The 20,406-nt window shown below is 62.1% G+C and carries 23 protein-coding genes; 8 read left to right on the top strand and 15 right to left on the bottom strand.

Annotated elements, in window-relative coordinates; all coding sequences use genetic code 11:
- Positions 1 to 119: 119 nt before the first annotated feature.
- The 7 genes from VWZ87_RS08415 to VWZ87_RS08385 all read right to left on the bottom strand — a co-directional run bounded on the left by VWZ87_RS08415 (position 120) and on the right by VWZ87_RS08385 (position 7,253).
- Positions 120 to 293: an RSP_7527 family protein gene (locus VWZ87_RS08415; RefSeq protein WP_416535930.1), complete on the bottom strand. Its 174-nt coding sequence runs from the start codon at positions 291 to 293 to the stop codon at positions 120 to 122.
- A 217-nt stretch (positions 294 to 510) separates the two neighbouring features.
- A complete protein-coding gene (locus VWZ87_RS08410) occupies positions 511 to 2,064 on the bottom strand; it encodes a DEAD/DEAH box helicase (RefSeq protein ID WP_416535929.1) in 1,554 nt (517 codons plus the stop codon).
- 179 nt (positions 2,065 to 2,243) lie between these two features.
- Positions 2,244 to 3,209 carry a glycosyltransferase family 2 protein gene (locus tag VWZ87_RS08405; RefSeq protein ID WP_416535928.1) on the bottom strand — a complete coding sequence of 322 codons (966 nt, stop codon included), beginning with the start codon at positions 3,207 to 3,209 and terminating at the stop codon, positions 2,244 to 2,246.
- Complete coding sequence (locus VWZ87_RS08400) at positions 3,206 to 3,967, bottom strand: hypothetical protein (RefSeq protein WP_416535927.1); 762 nt, start codon at positions 3,965 to 3,967, stop codon at positions 3,206 to 3,208. Before VWZ87_RS08400 ends, VWZ87_RS08405 begins: the two co-directional genes overlap by 4 nt.
- 21 nt (positions 3,968 to 3,988) lie before the next feature.
- Entirely contained in the window at positions 3,989 to 5,596 is a 1,608-nt protein-coding gene (locus VWZ87_RS08395; RefSeq protein ID WP_416535926.1) for a peptide chain release factor 3, read from the bottom strand.
- An 89-nt stretch (positions 5,597 to 5,685) separates the two neighbouring features.
- Complete coding sequence (locus tag VWZ87_RS08390) at positions 5,686 to 6,117, bottom strand: nuclear transport factor 2 family protein (protein ID WP_340545137.1); 432 nt, start codon at positions 6,115 to 6,117, stop codon at positions 5,686 to 5,688.
- A gap of 167 nt (positions 6,118 to 6,284) precedes the next feature.
- Entirely contained in the window at positions 6,285 to 7,253 is a 969-nt protein-coding gene (locus VWZ87_RS08385) for a Hint domain-containing protein (RefSeq protein ID WP_416535925.1), read from the bottom strand.
- 295 nt (positions 7,254 to 7,548) lie between these two features.
- Here VWZ87_RS08385 and VWZ87_RS08380 point away from each other — a divergent pair, with 295 nt between their 5' ends.
- The 3 genes from VWZ87_RS08380 (at position 7,549) to VWZ87_RS08370 (ending at position 10,768) form a co-directional block, all read left to right on the top strand.
- Complete coding sequence (locus VWZ87_RS08380) at positions 7,549 to 8,328, top strand: SDR family oxidoreductase (protein ID WP_416535924.1); 780 nt, start codon at positions 7,549 to 7,551, stop codon at positions 8,326 to 8,328.
- 13 nt (positions 8,329 to 8,341) lie between these two features.
- Positions 8,342 to 9,469, top strand: a complete 1,128-nt coding sequence (locus tag VWZ87_RS08375; RefSeq protein WP_416535923.1) for a hypothetical protein — start codon at positions 8,342 to 8,344, stop codon at positions 9,467 to 9,469.
- A 171-nt stretch (positions 9,470 to 9,640) separates the two neighbouring features.
- Positions 9,641 to 10,768, top strand: a complete 1,128-nt coding sequence (locus tag VWZ87_RS08370; protein WP_340545141.1) for an ABC transporter ATP-binding protein — start codon at positions 9,641 to 9,643, stop codon at positions 10,766 to 10,768.
- Positions 10,769 to 10,778: 10 nt separating this feature from the next.
- Here VWZ87_RS08370 and VWZ87_RS08365 read toward each other — a convergent pair whose 3' ends face one another.
- Entirely contained in the window at positions 10,779 to 11,486 is a 708-nt protein-coding gene (locus tag VWZ87_RS08365) for a helix-turn-helix transcriptional regulator (RefSeq protein WP_416535922.1), read from the bottom strand.
- Positions 11,487 to 11,620: 134 nt separating this feature from the next.
- The gene (locus VWZ87_RS08360) at positions 11,621 to 11,929 is read right to left on the bottom strand and encodes an antibiotic biosynthesis monooxygenase family protein (RefSeq protein ID WP_416535921.1); all 309 of its coding nucleotides are present in this window, start codon (positions 11,927 to 11,929) and stop codon (positions 11,621 to 11,623) included.
- 225 nt (positions 11,930 to 12,154) lie between these two features.
- On the opposite strand from VWZ87_RS08360, the gene tatA reads away from it, so the two are divergent.
- From tatA to VWZ87_RS08335, 5 genes are all read left to right on the top strand, one after another.
- Complete coding sequence (tatA, locus tag VWZ87_RS08355; protein WP_260080776.1) at positions 12,155 to 12,373, top strand: twin-arginine translocase TatA/TatE family subunit; 219 nt, start codon at positions 12,155 to 12,157, stop codon at positions 12,371 to 12,373.
- 6 nt (positions 12,374 to 12,379) lie between these two features.
- The gene (gene tatB / locus VWZ87_RS08350) at positions 12,380 to 12,865 is read left to right on the top strand and encodes a Sec-independent protein translocase protein TatB (protein WP_260087519.1); all 486 of its coding nucleotides are present in this window, start codon (positions 12,380 to 12,382) and stop codon (positions 12,863 to 12,865) included.
- Positions 12,862 to 13,836, top strand: a complete 975-nt coding sequence (gene tatC / locus VWZ87_RS08345; RefSeq protein WP_340545144.1) for a twin-arginine translocase subunit TatC — start codon at positions 12,862 to 12,864, stop codon at positions 13,834 to 13,836. Before tatB ends, tatC begins: the two co-directional genes overlap by 4 nt.
- A gap of 185 nt (positions 13,837 to 14,021) precedes the next feature.
- The gene (gene rpiB, locus VWZ87_RS08340) at positions 14,022 to 14,477 is read left to right on the top strand and encodes a ribose 5-phosphate isomerase B (RefSeq protein ID WP_416535920.1); all 456 of its coding nucleotides are present in this window, start codon (positions 14,022 to 14,024) and stop codon (positions 14,475 to 14,477) included.
- Between the two features lie 47 nt (positions 14,478 to 14,524).
- Positions 14,525 to 15,367, top strand: coding sequence for an ATP-binding protein (locus VWZ87_RS08335; protein ID WP_416535919.1), 843 nt, complete (start codon positions 14,525 to 14,527; stop codon positions 15,365 to 15,367).
- 108 nt (positions 15,368 to 15,475) lie between these two features.
- On the opposite strand, the gene VWZ87_RS08330 is transcribed toward VWZ87_RS08335, so the two are convergent.
- The 6 genes from VWZ87_RS08330 to VWZ87_RS08305 form a co-directional block, all read right to left on the bottom strand.
- Positions 15,476 to 16,696 carry a LysM peptidoglycan-binding domain-containing protein gene (locus tag VWZ87_RS08330; protein ID WP_416535918.1) on the bottom strand — a complete coding sequence of 407 codons (1,221 nt, stop codon included), beginning with the start codon at positions 16,694 to 16,696 and terminating at the stop codon, positions 15,476 to 15,478.
- Positions 16,697 to 16,835: 139 nt separating this feature from the next.
- A complete protein-coding gene (locus VWZ87_RS08325) occupies positions 16,836 to 17,483 on the bottom strand; it encodes a protein-L-isoaspartate(D-aspartate) O-methyltransferase (protein ID WP_340545148.1) in 648 nt (215 codons plus the stop codon).
- Positions 17,480 to 18,262, bottom strand: a complete 783-nt coding sequence (gene surE, locus VWZ87_RS08320; protein ID WP_416535917.1) for a 5'/3'-nucleotidase SurE — start codon at positions 18,260 to 18,262, stop codon at positions 17,480 to 17,482. The genes VWZ87_RS08325 and surE overlap by 4 nt, the downstream gene beginning before the upstream one ends.
- Positions 18,263 to 18,532: 270 nt before the next feature.
- Positions 18,533 to 19,186 (bottom strand): SDR family NAD(P)-dependent oxidoreductase, encoded by a 654-nt coding sequence (locus VWZ87_RS08315; protein WP_416535916.1) that lies wholly within the window; start codon positions 19,184 to 19,186, stop codon positions 18,533 to 18,535.
- A gap of 99 nt (positions 19,187 to 19,285) precedes the next feature.
- Positions 19,286 to 19,555, bottom strand: coding sequence for a hypothetical protein (locus VWZ87_RS08310; RefSeq protein ID WP_340545151.1), 270 nt, complete (start codon positions 19,553 to 19,555; stop codon positions 19,286 to 19,288).
- Between the two features lie 241 nt (positions 19,556 to 19,796).
- The gene (locus VWZ87_RS08305; RefSeq protein ID WP_340546295.1) at positions 19,797 to 20,339 is read right to left on the bottom strand and encodes a DUF2199 domain-containing protein; all 543 of its coding nucleotides are present in this window, start codon (positions 20,337 to 20,339) and stop codon (positions 19,797 to 19,799) included.
- Between the last annotated feature and the right edge of the window lie 67 nt (positions 20,340 to 20,406).

Here is a 20,406-nt window from a genome sequence, read left to right as displayed (position 1 = left end):
CCTGTGGGCCACAGCCCACGCGCTTTATAGAAAAAGCCCCGGCGGGTGGGGCCGGGGCTTTGTTCGGCTGCTAGGAGCAACCGTCAATCAATACTGCGCAGGCGTCGCTGCGGATGGGGTCAGGCGTGCCGGGGGCGCGACAGCAGCGCTGCAAGCTTGCCGGGCACGCTGACGATCCCGCGGCCCAGGCTGCGCAGGAAGGAAGCCATCGCCTGTGCGCGCAGCTCATGTGCGCGGGCTTCGATGGCGCGGATTTCGTCGGCGGTCACAGTGGGGAACTCAAGGTTGTTCATGGCGGGTCTCATCTTGCTTAAGTACGTCTTGTTGCCCTCCAGATAGGCGTTCCTGCCGGGGGCGACATCTGCAAAAATGGGCAATCCTGCCATGCTGCAAGTGCAAAGCTCATGAGAGCAAATCGGGCGCTGTTTGCGGTCAGGTTCCTGATCACACATATGAAAAAGGGCCGCCCCAAGAGGCAGCCCTTCGGAATACGACTATGCGGTAGCCAGTTTAGCCGGCGCGGCGCTCGGCAAAGCTGAGAGCGATAAAGCTCGGCATATGGTCGCCCATGCCAACCACATTGTTGCGGTCGTTGCCACCACGTCCCCGGCCGGATTTCTGGTTGCCCTTCTGCCCGGTCTTGGGGGCGGAGGGTTTCTCAGCCGATTTCTGACGGGAGGAAGAGCGGCTATCGCTGCGCTTCTCCTGCTCGCCTTGCGGCTGCTCCGGCGTTGCCGCTTTGGCTTCAGCTGTCGGGGTATCCTTGGCCTGTGCCTCTGGCGCTGCGGTCTCTTCCTTGGCGGCCGATTCCTTGGCAGCCGATGCACGGGTGGAAGACCTGCGGCTGCGGGTCTTGCGCTCTGTGGTCTCGCCGGTCGCTGCGTCCTTGCTGTCTTTTGCCGCTGGTTCGGCCTTTTTCAGCGGGTTCTCAAGACGCGGGATCTCGTTCTGGACAAGGCGCTCGATATCTTCGAGGTTCCTTTCGTCCTTGGGCACGCAGATCATCATCGCGGTGCCGTTACGGCCTGCGCGACCCGTCCGGCCGATGCGGTGAACATAGTCCTCGGCATGGCTCGGCACATCGAAGTTGAACACATGGCTGACGCTGGGCACATCAAGCCCGCGGGCGGCCACATCAGATGCCACCAGAAAGCGCAGCGACCCTTCGCGGAAGCCTTCCAGCGTCTTGGTGCGCTGGCTCTGATCAAGATCACCGTGGATCGGCGCCGCGTCATAGCCGTATTTCTTCAGCGATTTAGCAACGATATCCACATCCGTCTTACGGTTGCAGAAGATGATCGCATTGGTGCATTTCTCGCCTTCCTGATCAATTAGGTGGCGCAGAAGCTTCCGTTTCTCGCTGCCTTCACGATCGCGGCGCGAGGCTTTGAACAGTACAACACCCTGGGAAATATTCTCAGAGGTGGTTGCCTGCCGCGCCACTTCGACACGCTCCGGGGCGGAGAGGAAGGTATTGGTGATCCGCTCGATCTCCGGCGCCATGGTGGCCGAGAAGAACAGGGTCTGACGGGTGAAGGGCGTAAGGCCGAAGATGCGTTCGATATCGGGGATGAACCCCATGTCGAGCATACGGTCGGCTTCATCCACCACCATCACCTTGACGTCAGACAGGATCAGCTTGCCGCGCTCGAAATGGTCGAGCAGGCGACCGGGCGTTGCGATCAGAACGTCAACCCCCTTGTCGATCAGCGTGTCCTGTTCCTTGAAAGAGACACCGCCGATCAGCAGGGCCTTCGTCAGTTTCAGGTGTTTGGTATAGGTGTCGAAGTTCTCCGCCACCTGGGCTGCCAGCTCCCGCGTGGGGCAAAGCACCAGGCTGCGCGGCATCCGCGCACGCGCGCGGCCACGCGCCAGCAGAGTGATCATCGGCAAGGTGAACGAAGCCGTCTTGCCGGTGCCGGTCTGTGCGATCCCCAGCACATCGCGCCCTTCCAAGGCGGGCGGAATCGCCCCTGCCTGAATGGGGGTGGGGGTTTCGTAACCCGCTTCCTCAATCGCTTTGAGGACTTTAGGGTTCAGGTTCAGATCTGAAAATTTTGTCATATGCGTCCGTTTTTGCGGACACTGACCTGGCCCGCGCGTGTATGTCAGGGCCGATTCCGCATGGTCTTGCGTCCTGTCTCTATCGGCTTGCGCGGGGCATAGCAAAATCCGCTGCAATCGTCAAACGAAGCCGGGTTTTCGGCGCGTATTGATTGAAAAACGGGCAAACTCGAAACAGTTTATTCAAATTGCGGGAAATGTTCACGCCGTTTGGCGGTCAGATCCAGCGGGCAGTGGTGGATCATCCCACGCTTTTGCAGCCGTTGATAGATGTCTGGCGCCTCTGCGTTGATTTCACCAAAGAAACGCTTCAGCCCTTCAGAACCGTGCTCTTCCTCGATCATCGACAGCAGATCATGGGTGTTCAACCCGCCGAGGTTGCGCGAAAACCCGGCAGCCAGACCCGGACGATAAGAGCCCTGCTTGAGCCGGAACCGATAGCTGTCCTGCCAGGCCTCCCAGCTCGGGGCGTGGCGATGACAGATCTGCAGGGCGTTCTGCTCCTGCTCGCGCGTGTTTTTTTCACCATGCTGGAACAGGTTGTGGATTCGGAACTGAATGTCAGGCAGGCCGGTGCGGGCGAACAGCTTGCCCGCAGTATGGCTGAGGAACCCGCCTTTCAGGAAGACACCAAATTCGGGATAGATCGCGCGGACCTGCTGTTCGCGGTCGGCTGCACTGGCAATCATGGATTTATACATATCCACCCGCCCAGCAAGCGCTTCCAGCGGGCGCATCCGCAAGACATCGGTTTCAGCGGGCAGGGCAGCCAGTATTTCGCCAATCTGCGGCCTCGCACCTCTTGCCGAGATATGGGGCCAGAGAAATTCATCCACATCTATATGGGCGACCCAATCGGCCTGGATCCGGCCGTAGGCATGGGTCGCATTCATCGTCTGGCGCGCCTGGTGCATCTTCGGGCGCGGTTTCTTGCGCTGGCTCCAGTGGCTGTCGTCGCAGGTGGTGACCCGCACCTTTGGATGTGCTTTCAGATGCGGATAGGCCTCAAGATTCGGCGCATCCAGATAGAGATGAAGCCGATGGGCCCCCAGATCCAGATGATAGGCGGCGAAATTCAGGATGGTCTCTGCATCGGCCTTGATCGTGCTGACGATGCCCCATTTCGGATCGCTGGGCCTGCTCATGATTTGCGGGGTTTCTTGTACCGCTGAATGCGGCCGAAAATGCTGCGGGGATCGTCCATGACCATTCGCAGCATCCGCACACCAAGCGGGCGCAGCACGGCATCGTCCTCGACCTGGCGCCAGAGCCGCGCCAGCATGTACCGATCCAGATCTCCGTGGGGCAGGTGATAGGGCTTCATGCCAAAGCCGATATCATCAAGCTTCTTGCCTTTCACCCGAGGAAATCCGCTGTCGGTCGGCCGTCCTGACAGCCGACGTTCGCTATCGTGCAGTGCGATCAGGTGAAACAGCATCTGGAGCCCCTGACCACCAAGCCGCTGCTCCATGGTATCCCCATGATCGGCAAAGGTGGCGGCGGCGGAAATCAACCAGCGTGTGGGCAGCTCGGCGGCGAGCATCGGGCCCTGTTCGCGCCAGATCCGCAGAAAGAGGCTGCGCGCTTGCTCTGGCGGATCCCGGCGCCGCAGAATCGCGATGCACAGCGCATGTCGTGCCCAAAGTTCGGGCTGGCCTGCGAACTCGGCTCGCAGGGCCTCCCATTTCCGCGCGATATGCCGACTGGGCAGATCGTCCTCTGGTGACTGTAGTGCGGCCTCGGGCAGGGGGGCGAGCAGCGACGAGAGATCCACATCCACCGGCGGCAGCGCCGACGCCGGATCTATGAAGGGGGTCTCTTTTTTTTCAAGCTGGCGCAGCAGGCTGTAGAACCCGCCAGGATAGGTTTCGTTGTCGATATCCATGGCGGGGTCTGATGTCACCTATGTGTCAGGGTGCTGGTCTTAAACCATCATCTCCTTGGTCGCCGTCAGTTTCAAGTCTGGATAGTCGCGCTCTACACGGTCGATATCCCACTGCAGGCGGGTCAGATAGACCACGTCGCCGTCATGGTCATGGGCAATGTGCTGCTTGTTGGTGTTGATGAATTTATCAAGCGCGGTCTTATCGCCACTGACCCAGCGGGCCGAGGTGAACTGCGAGGCTTCGAAGCGCACCGGCAGGCCGTATTCCATCTCGATACGGCTCGCCAGCACTTCGAATTGCAGCTGGCCGACCACACCCACGATAAAGCCGGAGCCGATCGAGGGTTTGAAGACCTTTGCGGCACCTTCCTCGGCAAATTGCATCAGCGCCTTTTCCAGGTGCTTGGCCTTCATCGGGTCACCCGCGCGCACCCCCTGCAACAGTTCCGGCGCAAAGGACGGAATGCCGCTGACACGCAGCGCCTCTCCTTCGGTCAGCGTGTCGCCGATGCGCAGCTGGCCGTGGTTCGGGATGCCGATGATGTCACCAGCCCAGGCTTCCTCGGCCAGCTCGCGGTCAGAGGCCAGGAACAACACCGGGTTGGAGATGGCCATCGGCTTCTTTGAGCGCACATGGGTCAGCTTCATACCGCGTTTGAAATGGCCCGAGGCCAGCCGGACAAAGGCCACACGGTCGCGGTGCTTGGGATCCATATTGGCCTGCACCTTGAATACAAAACCGGCAACCTTCGTCTCATCCGGCGCAATCTGGCGCGGCAGCGCCGATTGTGGCTGCGGCTCGGGTCCGTAGGTGCTGATGCCATCCATCAGTTCCTTCACGCCAAAGGAATTGATCGCCGAGCCGAACCAGATCGGCGTCATATGCCCCTCAAGCACCGATTGCGGATCCAGTGCAGGCAGCAGCTCGCGGGCCATTTCGACCTCTTCCAGCAGCTTCTCAAGCAGATGTGCAGGCACATGCTCGGCCAGCTTGGGATCGTCCAACCCCTCAATCGCGATGCTTTCGGCGATCTTGTTGCGATCCGCGCGGTCCATCAGTTCCAGCCGGTCGCGCAGCATGTCGTAACAACCGATGAAATCACGGCCAACGCCGATCGGCCAGCTGGCGGGCGTCACGTCAATCGCAAGGTTCTGCTGGATCTCGTCGATGATCTCAAAGGTGTCCCGGCTCTCCCGGTCCATCTTGTTACAGAACGTCAGAATCGGCAGGTCGCGTAGGCGGCAGACCTCAAACAGCTTCTGGGTCTGGCTTTCCACACCCTTGGCACCGTCGATCACCATCACCGCCGCGTCCACCGCAGTCAGCGTGCGATAGGTATCTTCCGAGAAATCGGAGTGACCGGGTGTGTCCACCAGATTGAAGCGGTAGCTGCTGTAGTCAAACGACATGGCCGAGGCTGAGACGGAGATCCCGCGGTCCTTCTCCATCTGCATGAAGTCCGACCGCGTGCGCCGTGCCTCGCCTTTTGCGCGCACCTGACCCGCCATCTGAATAGCACCGCCATAAAGCAGGAACTTTTCAGTCAGCGTGGTTTTGCCGGCATCCGGATGCGAAATGATCGCAAAGGTGCGGCGCCGGGCAATTTCAGCCGGCAGGTCGGGGCGGTTTGGGACGATATCGAGCATGAGCGCGCGTATATCAGGATGGCGGGCCGAGGCAAGAAAAACAGGGCGACAGCCGTTGCGTCGCGGTCCTGATAGCTGAGACCGGCTGTTTACTCCCAGACCAGCGTCTGCCCTCCAAGGCAGGCCGGCATGGCATCTGGCGGCAGCTGACCCAGCTGTTCAAAAAAGGTGAAGGCATCGAACTTGGAACTCAGCTCGGCGATTTTGCCGTCCGTAAACCGAATCATCATGATCCCCTCGGCACTGACCGGCGTCATCCCGTCCGGGCCATCAGAGGTCAGCAGATAGCGTGTCGAGGTCCAGTCGCCATCCTCGATATACTGCAGGATCTGAACGCGGAATTTGCCCGCAAGCTTGTGAACGACGTCAATCAGGACAGGATAGTCCTGACGTGGATTGGGGAGCCCGTCGAGCAGTTCGGTCGTATCCAGAGAGGGGGCCAGCATCTCGGCAAACGCGGCCATGTTGCGTTTCTCCCAGACCTCGAAAAACCAGCGCTGCACCAGTTGCTGTTTTGTCATCGTCAGGCAAAGTCCCATAGAGTCCATAAGGAGAGAATTCCCCATATGGTTGAATTGTAGGGGCAATTCTATCAGTAATCGTAAACTCGCTTCGCCTCTCGCCCAGTTCCCGGGCATCTGTTGCGGCCCCGCACATCCCGGCGCGAAGGGGCCATATACCAGCGTGTTTACATCGGGCGCGGCTCCAGGCCCGAGATGCGCGGTGGTTGACCGGGGATCAGGCCCGGCGTGCGGATCAGCTTCTCCTGCGGCAGCGCAGCCCGTGTCAGCGGATCAAGCAGCAGGCTCTCAGCGGCGATCCCTTCGGCAAAGATGATCTGGTGGCGATCAAACAGCAGCTGGAAATAGTCGATGAAGCCGCCGGTTCGTTCGACAATGTCGATGCCATTGACCAGTTCGCGTGCGCGCACCAGCTGATCTGGTCGGCCACGGCGGCGACCATCACGACAGCGATGCACCAGCAACCGGTGGTCCGGGCTGACAAGCAGGTCATTTGCGTTGTTGAGCGCCCCGGCCCGGATCAGGATCGGAGCCATTTCTCCAACCGCACGGCTGGTGCATTGGCCGATCCAGCGCACCACTTGGGCACCGGCATCGCGGGTCAGAACCCGGTCGCCTACCTGTAGATCCTCAATCGGTCGCTGGGCGCCGGTGTCTAGGGTGATATGTGTTCCGCGCGTGAAGGAGACACAGGCCAGCTGTGCAAGCCGCTGGCGCGTGCCCTCGCGGGTCTTGCGCACAAGGGTATAGCCGGTCTGCGGCAGCAAGGGGGCAAGCGGCAGCAGATAGATCGCCGCGATCAACCCGTCGTCATCGACCTCAACCACCACCAGCGCCTCCACATTGGCGCCGATATCCGGCATCAGCGTTAACAGGCAATCCAGATGCAGCCGGGCACCGGGTGCACCTGTTGCGCTGTCCTGACCAAGAACAAGCTGCCCGTCCGCGCGTGCGGTCAACGACAATTGGCGCGGTGGCGCGTCGCGCATCAGCTGATAGACGTCGTCCAGATGCAGGTCATCATATACCCCAAGCCCATCGCCCATATTCGCGCCCATCTCGACGCAGAAATCGGCGGCAGGAAAAACAGCAAGAATCTGGGCGGCAACGGGGCTCTGATGCAGCTGTGTCAGCATGAATAACCTAACCAGTATCGTGTGCGCATCCTGCGCGTATGACCTTCTATCTTGCGGCGAAATGTGGCGAGATGCGGACCAGAGCGGGGTGGTTTTGCGAAGCCGCAAGGGGAAGCTGCCAAAGCCGGCAGGGCAGGGGACGACCACCGGGTCGCTGATGGCATCGGGGCTGGTCAATCCCGGGGCGAGCGTGCAAGCTTCGGGCAACAGAACAGATGCGTGATCCGGTCCGCCACATCAGCCCATCGGGCAGCTGACAGGCGGACGACGACGCGTCGTAACAGGGAGAGATCTGATGGATTTGGGATTGTCGGGAAAGCGGGCGTTGGTCTGTGCCAGCAGCAAGGGGCTGGGGCTGGGCTGTGCTGAGGCTCTGGCCGAGGCGGGCGTGGATCTGGTGATGAACGCGCGCGGCGAAGAGGCGCTTCTGGCGTCGGCCCAGTCGATCCGCGATGTGCATGGTGTCAATGTCGAATCCATTGCTGCTGACATCACCACCGAGGCAGGGCAGGCCGAGGTTATCGCCGCGGCAGAGGGCGTCGATATCCTTGTCACCAACGCGGGCGGGCCGCCACCGGGCATGTGGTCCGATTGGGGCCGTGATGATTTCATCAGGGCGCTGGATGCCAACATGCTGACGCCGATCGCGCTGATCAGGGCGCTGGTCCCCGGCATGATGGAACGCGGATGGGGCCGTGTCGTCAACATCACCTCACAGTCGGTGAAGGCACCGATTCCGGTTCTGGGCCTCTCCAATGCGGCGCGCACCGGGCTAACCGGCTATGTGGCAGGCACCTCTCGCCAGGTCGCGTCCAGGGGCGTGACCATCAACAATCTGCTTCCCGGCATCCATGCCACTGACCGCGCGGTCTCGCTGGATACGGGCGTGGCCCAGCAACAGGGGATATCGCTTGAGGAAGCGGCCGAACAGCGCGCCGCCAGCATTCCCGCCGGGCGCTACGGCACGCGGCAGGAATTTGGCGCTACCTGCGCCTTTCTCTGCTCCCAGCATGCGGGTTTTATCATTGGCCAGAACATCCTGTTGGATGGCGGCGCCACCAATATGACCATCTGATGGGGGCGACAGCGTGGCATCCGGTTTTTCGCTGAAGGATCAGTTATTTAATCTTGAGAAGACCCGCTATCTCGCGGGTCTCTTTGCGGCGGCGGACCCGGGGTTTGAAGCGGACAGATTTGTGTCCGAGGTGATGGCGGATCTGCCCGATCTGGAGCTGAAGCAGCGCATCGCGCTGATTGCCGATGTGCTGGCCCGCCACCTACCGGAGGATCTGGAGGCCGCAGCACCGGTGTTGCGGCGCGCCTTGCCACCGCCTCTGGACCCAAGCCTGAGCGATGATGACTTCGGTGATTTCATATTTGCGCCTTTGGGGGAATTTGTGGTGCTGCGCGGGCTGGACCAGGCGCCGGAGCTGTCGTTGCAGCTGCTCCGCGACATCACGCAGCGGTTCTCGATGGAATGGGCGATACGTCCCTTTTTGACCCGCTGGACCGATCTGACTCTGGCAGAGATGCAGAACTGGGCCACGAGCGACAATTATCATGTCCGCCGTCTGGTGAGCGAGGGCACCCGTCCAAGGCTGCCCTGGGGGCAGTCGGTACCGCTGACTCTTGCGCAGCCCTTGCCGCTGTTGGATCAGCTTCACGCAGATCCCACCCGCTATGTCACCCGCTCGGTCGCCAACCACCTGAATGACATCTCGAAAAAGGAGCCGGAACTGGTGCTGGACCGGCTACGCAGCTGGCAGGCGGCCGACCAGCAGCGCCCGGAGGAGCTGGCCTGGATCACGGCCCATGCCCTGCGCGGTCTCGTCAAAGAGGGTCATACAGGCGCCATGCAGATGCTGGGCTATGATCCCGAGACCGCCGTCAAGGCGACGCTGGCGCTTGCCAAGGAGCCGGTCCGTATCGGCGGAGCCCTGCAATTTGACTGCCATCTGGACGGCGCGCCCGGCGCCCCTGTGCTGGTGGATTATCGCCTGCATTTCCAGCGCCCCGGAGGCAAGGTCTCGGCGAAGGTCTTCAAACTGAAACAGACGGCGATCTCCGATGGCGGCACCCGTCTCAGCAAGCGCCATCCGCTGAAAGCCGGGGCCAGCACCTTTACGCTGGTGCCGGGGCCGCATCGGCTGGAGTTGCTGGTCAATGGCCGGGTGCGGGATGATCTCACCTTTGATCTGCTGGAGCCTATGAGCTAGCAGTCAGCCCTCGGTTTACCCTCTGCCAGCTGCCCCTCCGTCAGCGGTGAGTTTGCCCGATCCAAAGCGCGATCTGTCGCGCCGCGCCCCGTTCCCTTGCATGGGGGCAGCGGGGTTGATATCTGCGAGCTAAACCAGATCGTTTTGATCAGAAACCAGTTACGAGGTCGCATGACATCTGCCCCCCTTGATCCGATGGTTGGCACCGATAGACCCGCCGTGACCGCACCACGTCTGGAGATCCGCAACCTGCGGCGCTTCTTTGACGGGCGGGCGGTGGTGGATGACGTGTCGCTACAGATCCAGGCCGGTCAGGTGACCTGTCTTCTGGGGCCTTCGGGTTGCGGCAAATCCACCACTTTGCGGATGATTGCCGGCGTCGAGATGCAGGACAGCGGCGAGATTTACGTCGATGGCAAGCTGATCTGCGACACCGTGTTCCGCGTTCCGCCCGAACGCCGGGAAATCGGGCTTATGTTTCAGGACTTTGCCCTGTTCCCGCATCTGAGCGTGGCCGACAATGTCGCCTTCGGACTGAAGGGCAGCAAGGACGAGAAACGCCTCCGGGTGCAGGAGCTGCTGCAGAAGGTGTCGCTGTCGCAATATATCGACGAATTCCCCCATCAGCTGTCGGGCGGCGAACAGCAGCGGGTGGCCCTGGCCCGCGCGCTGGCGCCCAAGCCGCGCATCATGCTGATGGATGAGCCGTTCTCCGGGCTGGACAATCGCCTGCGCGACGGCATTCGCGACGAGACCCTGACATTGCTGAAGGAAGAGGATGCTGCCGTCCTGCTGGTCACCCATGAGCCGGAAGAGGCGATGCGGATGGCTGATGAGATTGCGCTGATGCGGTCCGGTAAGATCGTGCAGCAGGGGGCGCCCTATAATGTCTATACCCGTCCGGTCGATCGTGCGGCGGTGGGGTTCTTCAGCGACACCAATGTTCTTCATGCCGAAGTGAACGGCGCTCTGGCCGAAACGCCCTTTGGTCAGTTTCTGGCGCCGGGCGTGCCTGATGGCACCAAGGTCGACATCGTGTTCCGCCCCCAACATCTGCGCATTGATTTTGATCGGAACGGGCGCGGCCCGCACCCGACCCCCAGCGACGGGGTAGCCGCACGCGGCGTGGTCGAGCGGGCGCGCTTTCTAGGGCATGAGAGCCTGGTTGAATTTCGCATGGATTTCGATGGCAGCGTGCTGAAGGCGACAGTGCCCAATGTGTTCCTGCCGGATGCAGGCCGGGTGATGTGGCTCACGGTTCGGCGCAACCGCTGCTTCGTCTTCCCGACCGGCAGCTGAGCTACATCCATCAGCCGGTCGTTGGCCCCGCAGCGGCATCGGACGAGTCGGCATAGGGCTGGTAGTCCATCAACCGTTTGCCCGGCTCATCCACGAACAGCTCGGGCAGGGGTTTGGCCGCCTCGATCAGGTCGACACGGAACACCCGGAAATCGCCACGCGTTTCGCACCAGGCGGTCAGCGTCCAGACCCGGCCCCAATACTCCATATGCAAGGGGCGGATGACGCGCTCTGTCAGCGTCTCATCAATGCGGCGATAGGTCAGATGCAGCTTCTGGCGGGCCTTTATCGCGGCGCGCAAGGTTGGCATATGCGTAAAGCCCCGCGCAGCATCGGCAAAGGGGTAGACGGCAAACTTCCACGCATCCGCCTCGGCGATGGTGCCTTCGGGCAGCACCGCGTCCACCTTGGCGGCCAGCCTCTCGGCGGCGGCCTTCAAATCCGGATCGGCGGCCTCGGCCACAATCGCCATGCCCAGGTTCAGCGCCTCCAGCTCCTCCGCAGTCAGCGTCAGCGGCGGCAGCGTGATCGCTTCGCGCACCATATAGCCGACCCCTCGTGCGCCCTCCACCGGGACACCGCTGGCAACCAGCGTATCCATGTCGCGGTAGATCGTCCGGGTCGAGACTTCCAGCCGTTCGGCGATATCCTGTGCGCGGTGCAATTTCCCGTCGCGCAGGATCTGGATAATATCAAAGAGGCGATCAGTACGGCGCATGATCTAGCCTTGGAACGGCGCGGGGAGGAGGTCAAGGCCCGACACCACGCGCAGTGATTGACGCCCCCCGCCGGATAGAGGGCGGATGCAGCGCATCCACCCTCCGTACTTGACCTGAGCCTGGCTTGCGCCCCTCAGGAGGCCATGCTCCACTGTACCTCCTCATGACGCATCTGCGCAGTGCCCTCGGCAATCGCCTGCATCAGGCTGGCGCAGAAGTCCTGCTTGTGGAACTCAGCCGCGACCGACTTGGCGGTTTCCATGTCTGCCCAGATGACATAATCGGTCCAGCGCCCGTCCTCGCCGCAACTCAGCTGTCGGTGAACAAATCCGGGCTGGGCGCGAACGAAGGATTCGCTGGCCTGGCTCAGCACGATGAATTCCGCCTCGCTCACACCTTCGGCCAGTTTGAAGGTCACAATCTCTGCAACATGTTTGCTCATCACGTCTCTCCTTGAATGCTGTGATGGGGGTGGTGTAGAGCAGTCCAACTGACATAAACCTGTCAGTTGTGTTTTCAGCAGCGCGCAAAAATGCAGTTTTGGGTGGAATCCACGCCCCTGCCGATGTCTCACCGCTTTTCCCGCCGGGGGCTCGGCGCTTAAAAACAGGTCAAACAACAACGCAGACCGTCTCCCGGCGGATCTGCCGCAGAAGGAGACGCTCTCATGCTTAACAATATCGGCCTTCCCGGCCTGCTGCTCATCGCCGTTGTGGTTCTGGTCCTCTTTGGCCGCGGCAAGATTTCCTCGCTGATGGGTGAGGTCGGCAAAGGCATCACCGCCTTCAAAAAGGGCGTGAACGACAGCACCAAGGAGCTGGAAGAAGAGACCACCGCCGAGACCGCGCGCGACGTGACGCCCGAGACCGAAAAAGACAAGGTCTAAGCCGCGATGTTTGATCTTGGGTGGACCGAACTCATGGTTATCGGCGTTGTGGCGCTGATTGTTGTCGGGCCCAAGGACCTGCCGGTTTTGTTCCGCAATGTCGGACGGTTCGTGGGCAAGGCCAAGGGCATGGCGCGCGAATTCAGCCGGGCCATGAATGACGCTGCCGATGAGGCGGGCGTCAATGAGATGGCCAAGGGGCTGAAAGCGGCGGCCAACCCGGTCAATACCGCAATGGACGGCGTCAAACAGGCCGCGCAGGATATGGCAAAATCCATCGACCCGACCAAGTTCGACCCCGACAGTGAAACCGGGAAACTGGCCGCTGAGCGGGCTGAGGATGCCAAGAAGATCCAGGCGGCCACTGCCCGTGCCGCTGCGGACCGCAAGGCACGCGAGGCCGCAGAGGCCCAGGCCAAGGCAGCCGAAGCGGAGGCGGCCCTGGCTGCCACAGACACGTCGGCGACGTCAGAAAGTGAGACCAAGACATGAGCGCGTCCGAGGATATCGACGACAGCACAGCGCCGCTGATTGAGCATCTGGCCGAATTGCGCACCCGCCTGATCCGGGCGGTTGGCGCGTTCATCGTGGGGATCGTGCTGGCCTTCACCGTGGCAGAGCCGATCCTGCAGTTCCTGCTTGGCCCGATCGAGGAAACCCTGCGCAGCCTCGGCGACCCGTCGCCAACGCTGCAATACACCAGCCCACAGGAATATCTGTTCACGCTGTTCCGCATCTCCATGGTGTTTGGCTTTGCGCTGTCATTCCCGGTCATCGGCTTCCAGCTCTGGCGCTTTGTGGCACCGGGGCTCTACAAGACAGAGAAGAACGCCTTTTTGCCCTTCCTCATCGCCTCGCCGGTGATGTTCCTCTTGGGGGCCAGTTTTGCCCATTTCGTGGTCACACCGCTGGCGATGGCGTTTTTCCTTGGCTTTGCCGATGTGTCATCCATCTTTGCCAACCTCTTGTCCGGCGCGGTCGACAACCTGCCTGCGGATGCCGCCGTGGTGCCGGAAACCACAGAAGGTGTGCGCATCACCTTCTTTGGCAAGGTCAACGAGTCGCTGGACATCACGCTGAAGTTCATTATGGCCTTTGGCCTGTGTTTCCAGCTGCCGGTGCTCCTGACCCTGATGGGCAAGGCTGGGCTGGTCAGCGCAGATGGTCTTGGCAGCGTGCGCAAATACGCGGTTGTCGCCATTCTGGTGCTGGCTGCGCTGGTGACGCCGCCGGATGTGATCACCCAAGGCATCCTGTTCTCGGTGGTCTATGGCCTTTACGAGCTGTCGATCCTGTTGGTGCGTCAGGTGGAAAAGACCCGCGAGGCCAAGCTGCGCGCAGAAGGCTACTATGATGACGAGGATGATGACGGCGACGATCTGTACGAGGAGATGGACCGGCATCCCGAAGACGACCCGCTGATGGCCGAGTTCGACGATGAGGACGACGGCAAGACCCGGTAATCCAGACGGGATCTGCTCCTGCCAGATCTGGACCAGCATATCGAAGAAGGGCGCGCCGGAGACGGTGCGCCCTTCCTCATGCGGCCGGGACGCCATGGCGGATCGGGCAGGGGTGTATAGGCTGCCCCCTTGCTCGCGCAGCCGGAACATGCTTTGACGCCGGTAACCCACCGACGGAGACACCCATGGACCAGACCAAACCCACCCGCGTTGTTCTTTCCAGCGATCACGCCGCAATCGACCTGCGCCAGGCCATTGCCACGCATATTGCCGCAAACGGATATGAGGTGGTTGATATCGGTCCGACAACACCGGAAAGCACGCATTACCCCAAACATGGCGCGGCGGCGGCAGAGCGTGTTGCCTCGGGTGATTGCGATCTGGGCATTATCCTCTGCGGCACCGGCCAGGGCATCATGATGGCCGCGAACAAGGTCAAAGGCATCCGCTGCGGCGTCTGCTCGGAGACTTTCTCGGCCAAGATGATCCGCCAGCACAATAACGCCAATATGCTCTCTATCGGAGCGCGTGTGGTAGGCGACAGCCTGGCGATTGAAATTGTCGATGCCTTCCTCAATGCTGAGTTCGAGGGCGGCCGACATGCCACGCGCGTCGACATGATCGAGCCGCAGGACAGCTGAGCCCGAGCGCGCCGATACGCCCCACGTGCAATAGACCGGAGGCCCCGATGGATGACACAAGCCTGAGCCGCATCGCCGATGCGCTGGAACGGATGGCACCTGCGCCACTGAAGGCGCCTGACTTTGGTGCTGCCTCTGCCTTTGTCTGGCATGTGGCCCCGGACCGGCTGGAGGCTGTCGAAACCGTGAACCGCGTCGATCTTGAGCTGCTGCTGGGGATCGACCGCGCGCGCGACACGCTGCTGGACAATACCCGCCGCTTTGCCGCCGGGTTCGGCGCCAATAATGCACTGCTCTGGGGCGCGCGGGGGATGGGTAAATCCAGCCTTGTGAAAGCGATCCACGGACAGCTGTCGCCGGAATTCCCCGCTCTGAAACTGGTGGAGCTGCAGCGCGAGGATCTGCCATCGGTCGCGCGTCTGCTGAACCATCTGCGGGCAGCGCCCGAGCGGTTCATCCTGTTCTGCGATGACCTGTCCTTTGGCCATGACGATCAGCACTACAAAAGCCTGAAAGCGGTGCTGGATGGCGGCATCGAAGGTCGGCCGGACAATGTGCTGTTCTATGCCACCTCCAATCGCCGTCACCTGATGCCGCGTGATATGATCGAGAACGAACGCTCCAGCGCCATCAACCCGTCGGAAGCCGTTGAGGAAAAGGTCTCTCTCTCGGATCGGTTCGGGCTGTGGCTGGGTTTCCACCCCTGCGATCAGGATGAATATCTCGCCATGATATCAGGCTATTGCGCGGCCTATGGCGTTGTGGTGCAGGAACCGGTTCTGCGCGCCGAGGCGATCGAATGGCAGGCCACGCGCGGCGCCCGCTCGGGCCGGGTGGCCTGGCAGTTCTTTACCGATCTGGCCGGCCGCCATGGGGTGAAGGTCAGCTGACCGCAAAGACGGCAGCAGCCATGATTGAACAGCTGTGATCAACCAAAAGACGGCGCTCGGGATGACCCGGAGCGCCGTCTCTTTATTGCCTGTTGCCGCTTGCAACGTTTATTGTAGATAGGGCAGCGGATCGACGCTTTCGAAGCCGTTGCGCACCTCGAAATGCACATAGGCAGCGGGTCCGTCCCGCAATGCGGCGATGGTCTGACCGCGCGAAACGGTGTCGCCCTTGTTGACCTCGATCTTGTCGACATTGGCATAGACCGTCAGCAGCTTGGCGTCGTGGCGGATCACAATGATCGGAATATTGTTGGAATCCTTGGTGATCGCCGCCACCGTACCGCCATCGGCGGCCTGCACCGGGGCGCCCGCTGCACCTGCGATATCAATGCCGTCGTTCTTGCCCTTGGAATAGGTGCGGATGATCTTGCCCTTGACCGGGAAGCCCATCGCGGCGCTGGAGCTGCGGGTCGGGGTCGGGACCTCTACTTTAGGCAGCGCTTTCGGCGCCTGGGCCGCGGGCGCGACGGTTTCCTGCGGCAGTGGCTTGGTGGCGCTTGGCGGCAGGGGCGTATTGGTGCCTTCACCCGGCGCGGTGACGGTGGCGGCGGCTGGAACCGCCGCTGCGGATGCTTCCTTGCGCGGGGCTGGGCGGTCCTTCAGCGGGATCAGCAGGAACTGGCCCTCACGGATGGCAAAATCGCTGCCGAGGCCGTTCCATTCCGCAAGGGATTTCACCGGCACCTGATAAAGCCGCGAGACGGTATAAGCGGTTTCGCCGCGCTTCACCTTATGGCGCACCGGCTCTGGGCCGCTTTGGACCTGCGGCTTGCTTGCGGTCGGCTGCGGTGCCAGCGGCGTTGTGCTGACGGTGCTTGCCGCCGAGGGTGTGGTCGATGGGGCGCTGTCGATCGCATCCCCCGCCAGCGAGGCGATATCGACGCTGCCGCTGGTCGCCGTACCGGGTGCGCGGCGGGGCAGGGCAATGATCTCCCCCTGCCGCAGCGGATCGTCGGGCTTCATCCCGTTGAACCGGGCCAGCTCGCTGGCGGGCAGACCAATGCGGCCTGCCACATCGTTCAGCGTATCGCCGCGACGGGCAACGGCCACCTGATAGGATGGATAGGTGATCAGCCCGTTGGCATCGGGTTTCGGGCGGCTGGCGGTTGCGGTCTGCGCCGCCTTTGTCGTGTTGAACGCACCGATCTGGCCGCGCAGATCGTAATCCAGCGGTGCCTCGCAGGCCGCCAGCACGGCCACCAGCGGCAGTGCCATCAGCGCCTTGCGTCCTGTCACACGATTGCGGTGGGTGGGTACAGTCACTGTCATTTCGCTCTCCTCGGAACGCCGTTCCCGTCTTGCGGGCCCCCATTATCCCTGGGGCTTGCAAATAGTCTGTCGGCCAGCCACGCGATCCCGCTGGAGGATGTCCGGAGCGGTTGGGGTGGGCGGGTCTCTTGCCCCTCCCTTACGTGTCTTTGCCGATCCCCTCAAGCAGGGGAACAAAACGCACCGGGCGCAATTCGTCGTATTCGAGGCCGCTGTCGGTTTTTTGAACACGGATCAGCGTCTGTACAGTGTCGGACTGCCCCACGGGCACCACCATAATACCGCCGGTCTTCAGCTGCGCCAAGAGTGGGCCGGGCGGGTCTTCGGCGGCAGCGGTCACGATGATTCGATCAAAAGGCGCCTGTTCGGGCAGGCCGTGGCTGCCATCGCCGACCAGCGAGGTAATATTGGACAGGTGCAGTTGATCGAAGATCTGCCGCGCCTCCCGCACCAGCCGCGCATGACGATCCACGGTATAGACCCGCCGCGCCAGCTTGCTCAGGATCGCGGCCTGATAGCCAGAGCCGGTGCCAACTTCCAGCACCGTATCGCGGGGCGAGATCTGCAAGGCCTGGGTCATCAGACCGACAACAGAGGGCTGCGAAATGGTCTGCCCGCAGGCGATCGGCAACGGCATATCCTCGTAGGCGCGCGCCGAAAACAGCCCCCGCACAAAGGGGCCGCGGTCGATCTGTTCCATTGCATCGAGGACCTGCGCATCCGTCACCCCGCGCGAGCGCAGGGCGAACAGGAACTGCATCTTGGTTTCAGCTGTCGGGTCGCTCATTCAATGCCCTTCAGGCGCTCCAGCGCATCTGTCGCGGTCAGATCCGCCCGCATCGGCGTCACGGAGATATAGCCTGCCAGGTTCTGCGCTGCGTCACTGCCCTCGGCGGTGGCAACATGCTGGTTGCCACCACGGATCCACAGATATCGCCGCCCGTTGGGGGAGGTCTGCTCCTCGGCCGAGAAATGGCTGCCGCGCCGGAAACCCTGCGGTGAAATCCGCCGTCCCTTCACATCAGCGGCAGGGACAGGTGGGAAATTAATGTTGTAAAACAAGCGGTAATCGGCGTCTTCCTTGGGCTGCGCTTCCAAGATGGAACGGATCAGATCGGCACCATGTTGGGCGGCTGCCTCAAACGGGTTTTCAAGCTGCGCGTTCTGAGGTCCGAAATACTGCGACAGGCCCATGGCCGGAATGCCCTGCAATGCCGCCTCCATCGCCCCGCCAAGGGTGCCGGAGTAGAGCGCGTTCTCGGCAGAATTGTTGCCCCGGTTTACCCCTGACAACACCAGATCCGGTTGCTGGTCTTTCATCACCACATGCAGCCCGGCCAACACACAGTCCGCAGGCGATCCTTCTGCGGCAAAGCGATGTTCGCCCAGCTGGCTCAGCATGAAGGGGCGGGTGTAGCTGATGCAATGACCAACGCCGGATTGCTCAAACGCCGGTGCCACTGTCCAGACCTCTCCGCCGGGACCTGCAACCTCGCGGGCGATCTGCTCCAGAACCGCAAGGCCGGGGGCGCTGATGCCATCGTCATTGGTGATCAGAATTCGCATGGACGGGGCCTCTCGTCTGGCTCTGGCAGCCTATGTGTCGGGCGTGTTTACGCCGATCTGCACTCCAGACCTGAATAAGATGTGGGGCAAAAGGGGGCAAGCCTTTCCCCGTCGTGATCCCGACCAGAGCGCCCGGCGCCAGCCCCTGCGGCACAGAGGTCACAGATTTTCTGGCCCGCTTGAAAACCAGAACGACCGGCGCCCGTTGCAGGCACCGGTCGGCGGAAAGCCGCGTGTTCGCGCAGTTTGCGGGTGTCTCTGACCCTCAGATCAGTCGGCGGCGGCCAGAATCTCGGGGAGCAGCCGTGCGGCCTCGGCCTGCGGCGTGCTCAGCGCATCGCGATCTTCACCCGGAAAGAACCGTGCGCGCACCGCTGTCGCCATTGGATTTGGCGTCAGCACCTGCACCTTGGGGCCGGTCTTGGCGCTTTCGACCTGCCAGCTGCTGGCCAGCGACATCTGCGCGGCCTTGCTGGCGCCATAGGCTCCAAAGAATTTCTCGCCTGCACGGGGATCGTCAAAGAACACGGCCTGACCGGTCTGCCCCAGAAGCGGCGCCACATAGGGGATCAGAACGGAGGGTGCCGTGGCATTGATCGCGATGGATTTCTGCCAGTCCTTGGCCGCCACGAATTGCGCCGGGCTCAGCGGCGCGGCGTGAATGGCGGTGTGCAGCCAGAGGTCCAGCTGTCCCCAGCGATCATGGATGCCCCGGCAGAGCGTGGCCATGGCCTCCGGCACGGTGATATCCATAGGGGCCAGAGTCGCCGAGCCACCGTTGGCCTTGATACGATCGTCCAGCTCTTCCAATGCGCCTGTGGTGCGGGCCACGGCGACGATGTGATGCGTCGGCGCCAATGCCTCTGCGAGGGCGGCGCCCAGGCCCCGTGAGGCCCCGGTGATGAGAGCGAGTTTCTGTGTCATGGGCGCCTTGTGCGGCGCAGCGCGGCGCGGGTCAAGGGGCCAAAGCGGCGCAGCGGTCTCAAGCCTGGGCGTGATGCCCGTCCGCGCGCCGGTTGCGGGTCACCCGCCCGGCATCGCCAGACGTGATGCCTTGCCGTTTTTCTGAAGGATCAGGCCGTCGGCATCAATGGCAACAACTTCGCCACCGGACAGGCGGCTGCCGCGGGTCACGATCTGCATGCGGCCGTTCGGCATCCGCACCATGGCGCTCAGGTTGTCGTTGGCGCCGAACAACCCCAGAAGGCTGAGGCGGTTTCGGTGCAATGCGTCTTTCTGGGTGGCGTGACCGGCGACATTGGCCGGCGTCTTGCCGTTCTCACGATTTGCCATTCTGGACAGGGTTTCTTTCTTGTGCGGTATCGACCTTCGGCTATCAGCTGTGCACTGCCGGGAACAGGGGGCGCCGAGAGCGTGGGCAAGCCCATGCCGGTGCGCCCCGGCGCCCTGCGCAAACGCCCGCCCATTCCGCCAAGTGACCCTGCGCAATTGCGCGCAGGGGGCTTGAAGTCTCAGCTATCGCATCTTGCAAGAGCGACAGTGCAGCGCCTAGGCGGCGCGCAGATCAGCCTCCTCAGGCATCATAGATGAGCGAGGGCAGATCGTGGCCATAGGCATAAAGCAGCCCCAGCAACTCTTCCATCTGCGCGCCGACCATCTGCAGATTGTAAAGCGGGTGATCCGGCTCGGAGATCTGTAGCTCAGGGTATTGCCCTTCGGGCCGCATATGCAGCATCGCTTCAACAGACTCGCTGTCATCGGGCGGAATGGCATTGGCCAGCCAGGCCCGCTTGCTGTCCATATCTTCGGTGTCCTGCATCTCGAACCGGTCGAGATAGGCATCGAAATCCTCTTGGCTGAGCCGCGCCCATGTGCCCAGAATGAACTCTTCTCCACGGGTGTCCGCCAGCGGTACAGCCAGCACCGCCCGCACAAAGCGCAGATGCCCCAGGCGGCAGAAATCTTCGGTCAGCACATCCCCCGCCTGCGCCGAGATCGCCGTGTTGTCATGCACAAACATATCCTCCGGGCAGACGTCGGGCCGGTCGCAGCTGAGGCTCAACAGCTGGGCAAACGTCGCTCCGCAACAGCGACACTGGCGCTGCGAGCCAAGCATGCGGGCGAGATGTGGATCCAAGGGGGCGGCCTTTCGGGGGCAGGGGCAAAAAGGAAAGAGGCGCCGA

Source organism: Phaeobacter sp. JH20_37, from assembly GCF_048056015.1.
GTDB lineage: Bacteria > Pseudomonadota > Alphaproteobacteria > Rhodobacterales > Rhodobacteraceae > Phaeobacter > Phaeobacter bryozoorum.
This window is presented reverse-complemented; position numbering and strand designations above follow the sequence as displayed.

Bases quoted from the DNA above. Each gene is read 5' to 3' on its own strand.
- tatB (WP_260087519.1), top strand. From the start codon at position 12,380: ATGTTTGATCTTGGGTGGACCGAACTCATGGTTATCGGCGTTGTGGCG.
- VWZ87_RS08360 (WP_416535921.1), bottom strand. From the start codon at position 11,929: ATGAGCAAACATGTTGCAGAGATTGTGACCTTCAAACTGGCCGAAGGT.
- surE (WP_416535917.1), bottom strand. From the start codon at position 18,262: ATGCGAATTCTGATCACCAATGACGATGGCATCAGCGCCCCCGGCCTT.
- VWZ87_RS08365 (WP_416535922.1), bottom strand. From the start codon at position 11,486: ATGCGCCGTACTGATCGCCTCTTTGATATTATCCAGATCCTGCGCGAC.
- VWZ87_RS08310 (WP_340545151.1), bottom strand. From the start codon at position 19,555: ATGGCAAATCGTGAGAACGGCAAGACGCCGGCCAATGTCGCCGGTCAC.
- VWZ87_RS08305 (WP_340546295.1), bottom strand. From the start codon at position 20,339: ATGCTTGGCTCGCAGCGCCAGTGTCGCTGTTGCGGAGCGACGTTTGCC.
- VWZ87_RS08330 (WP_416535918.1), bottom strand. From the start codon at position 16,696: ATGACAGTGACTGTACCCACCCACCGCAATCGTGTGACAGGACGCAAG.
- VWZ87_RS08315 (WP_416535916.1), bottom strand. From the start codon at position 19,186: ATGACACAGAAACTCGCTCTCATCACCGGGGCCTCACGGGGCCTGGGC.
- VWZ87_RS08385 (WP_416535925.1), bottom strand. From the start codon at position 7,253: ATGCTGACACAGCTGCATCAGAGCCCCGTTGCCGCCCAGATTCTTGCT.
- VWZ87_RS08405 (WP_416535928.1), bottom strand. From the start codon at position 3,209: ATGAGCAGGCCCAGCGATCCGAAATGGGGCATCGTCAGCACGATCAAG.
- tatC (WP_340545144.1), top strand. From the start codon at position 12,862: ATGAGCGCGTCCGAGGATATCGACGACAGCACAGCGCCGCTGATTGAG.
- VWZ87_RS08410 (WP_416535929.1), bottom strand. From the start codon at position 2,064: ATGACAAAATTTTCAGATCTGAACCTGAACCCTAAAGTCCTCAAAGCG.
- rpiB (WP_416535920.1), top strand. From the start codon at position 14,022: ATGGACCAGACCAAACCCACCCGCGTTGTTCTTTCCAGCGATCACGCC.
- VWZ87_RS08395 (WP_416535926.1), bottom strand. From the start codon at position 5,596: ATGCTCGATATCGTCCCAAACCGCCCCGACCTGCCGGCTGAAATTGCC.
- tatA (WP_260080776.1), top strand. From the start codon at position 12,155: ATGCTTAACAATATCGGCCTTCCCGGCCTGCTGCTCATCGCCGTTGTG.
- VWZ87_RS08380 (WP_416535924.1), top strand. From the start codon at position 7,549: ATGGATTTGGGATTGTCGGGAAAGCGGGCGTTGGTCTGTGCCAGCAGC.
- VWZ87_RS08335 (WP_416535919.1), top strand. From the start codon at position 14,525: ATGGATGACACAAGCCTGAGCCGCATCGCCGATGCGCTGGAACGGATG.
- VWZ87_RS08370 (WP_340545141.1), top strand. From the start codon at position 9,641: ATGACATCTGCCCCCCTTGATCCGATGGTTGGCACCGATAGACCCGCC.
- VWZ87_RS08415 (WP_416535930.1), bottom strand. From the start codon at position 293: ATGAACAACCTTGAGTTCCCCACTGTGACCGCCGACGAAATCCGCGCC.
- VWZ87_RS08390 (WP_340545137.1), bottom strand. From the start codon at position 6,117: ATGACAAAACAGCAACTGGTGCAGCGCTGGTTTTTCGAGGTCTGGGAG.
- VWZ87_RS08325 (WP_340545148.1), bottom strand. From the start codon at position 17,483: ATGAGCGACCCGACAGCTGAAACCAAGATGCAGTTCCTGTTCGCCCTG.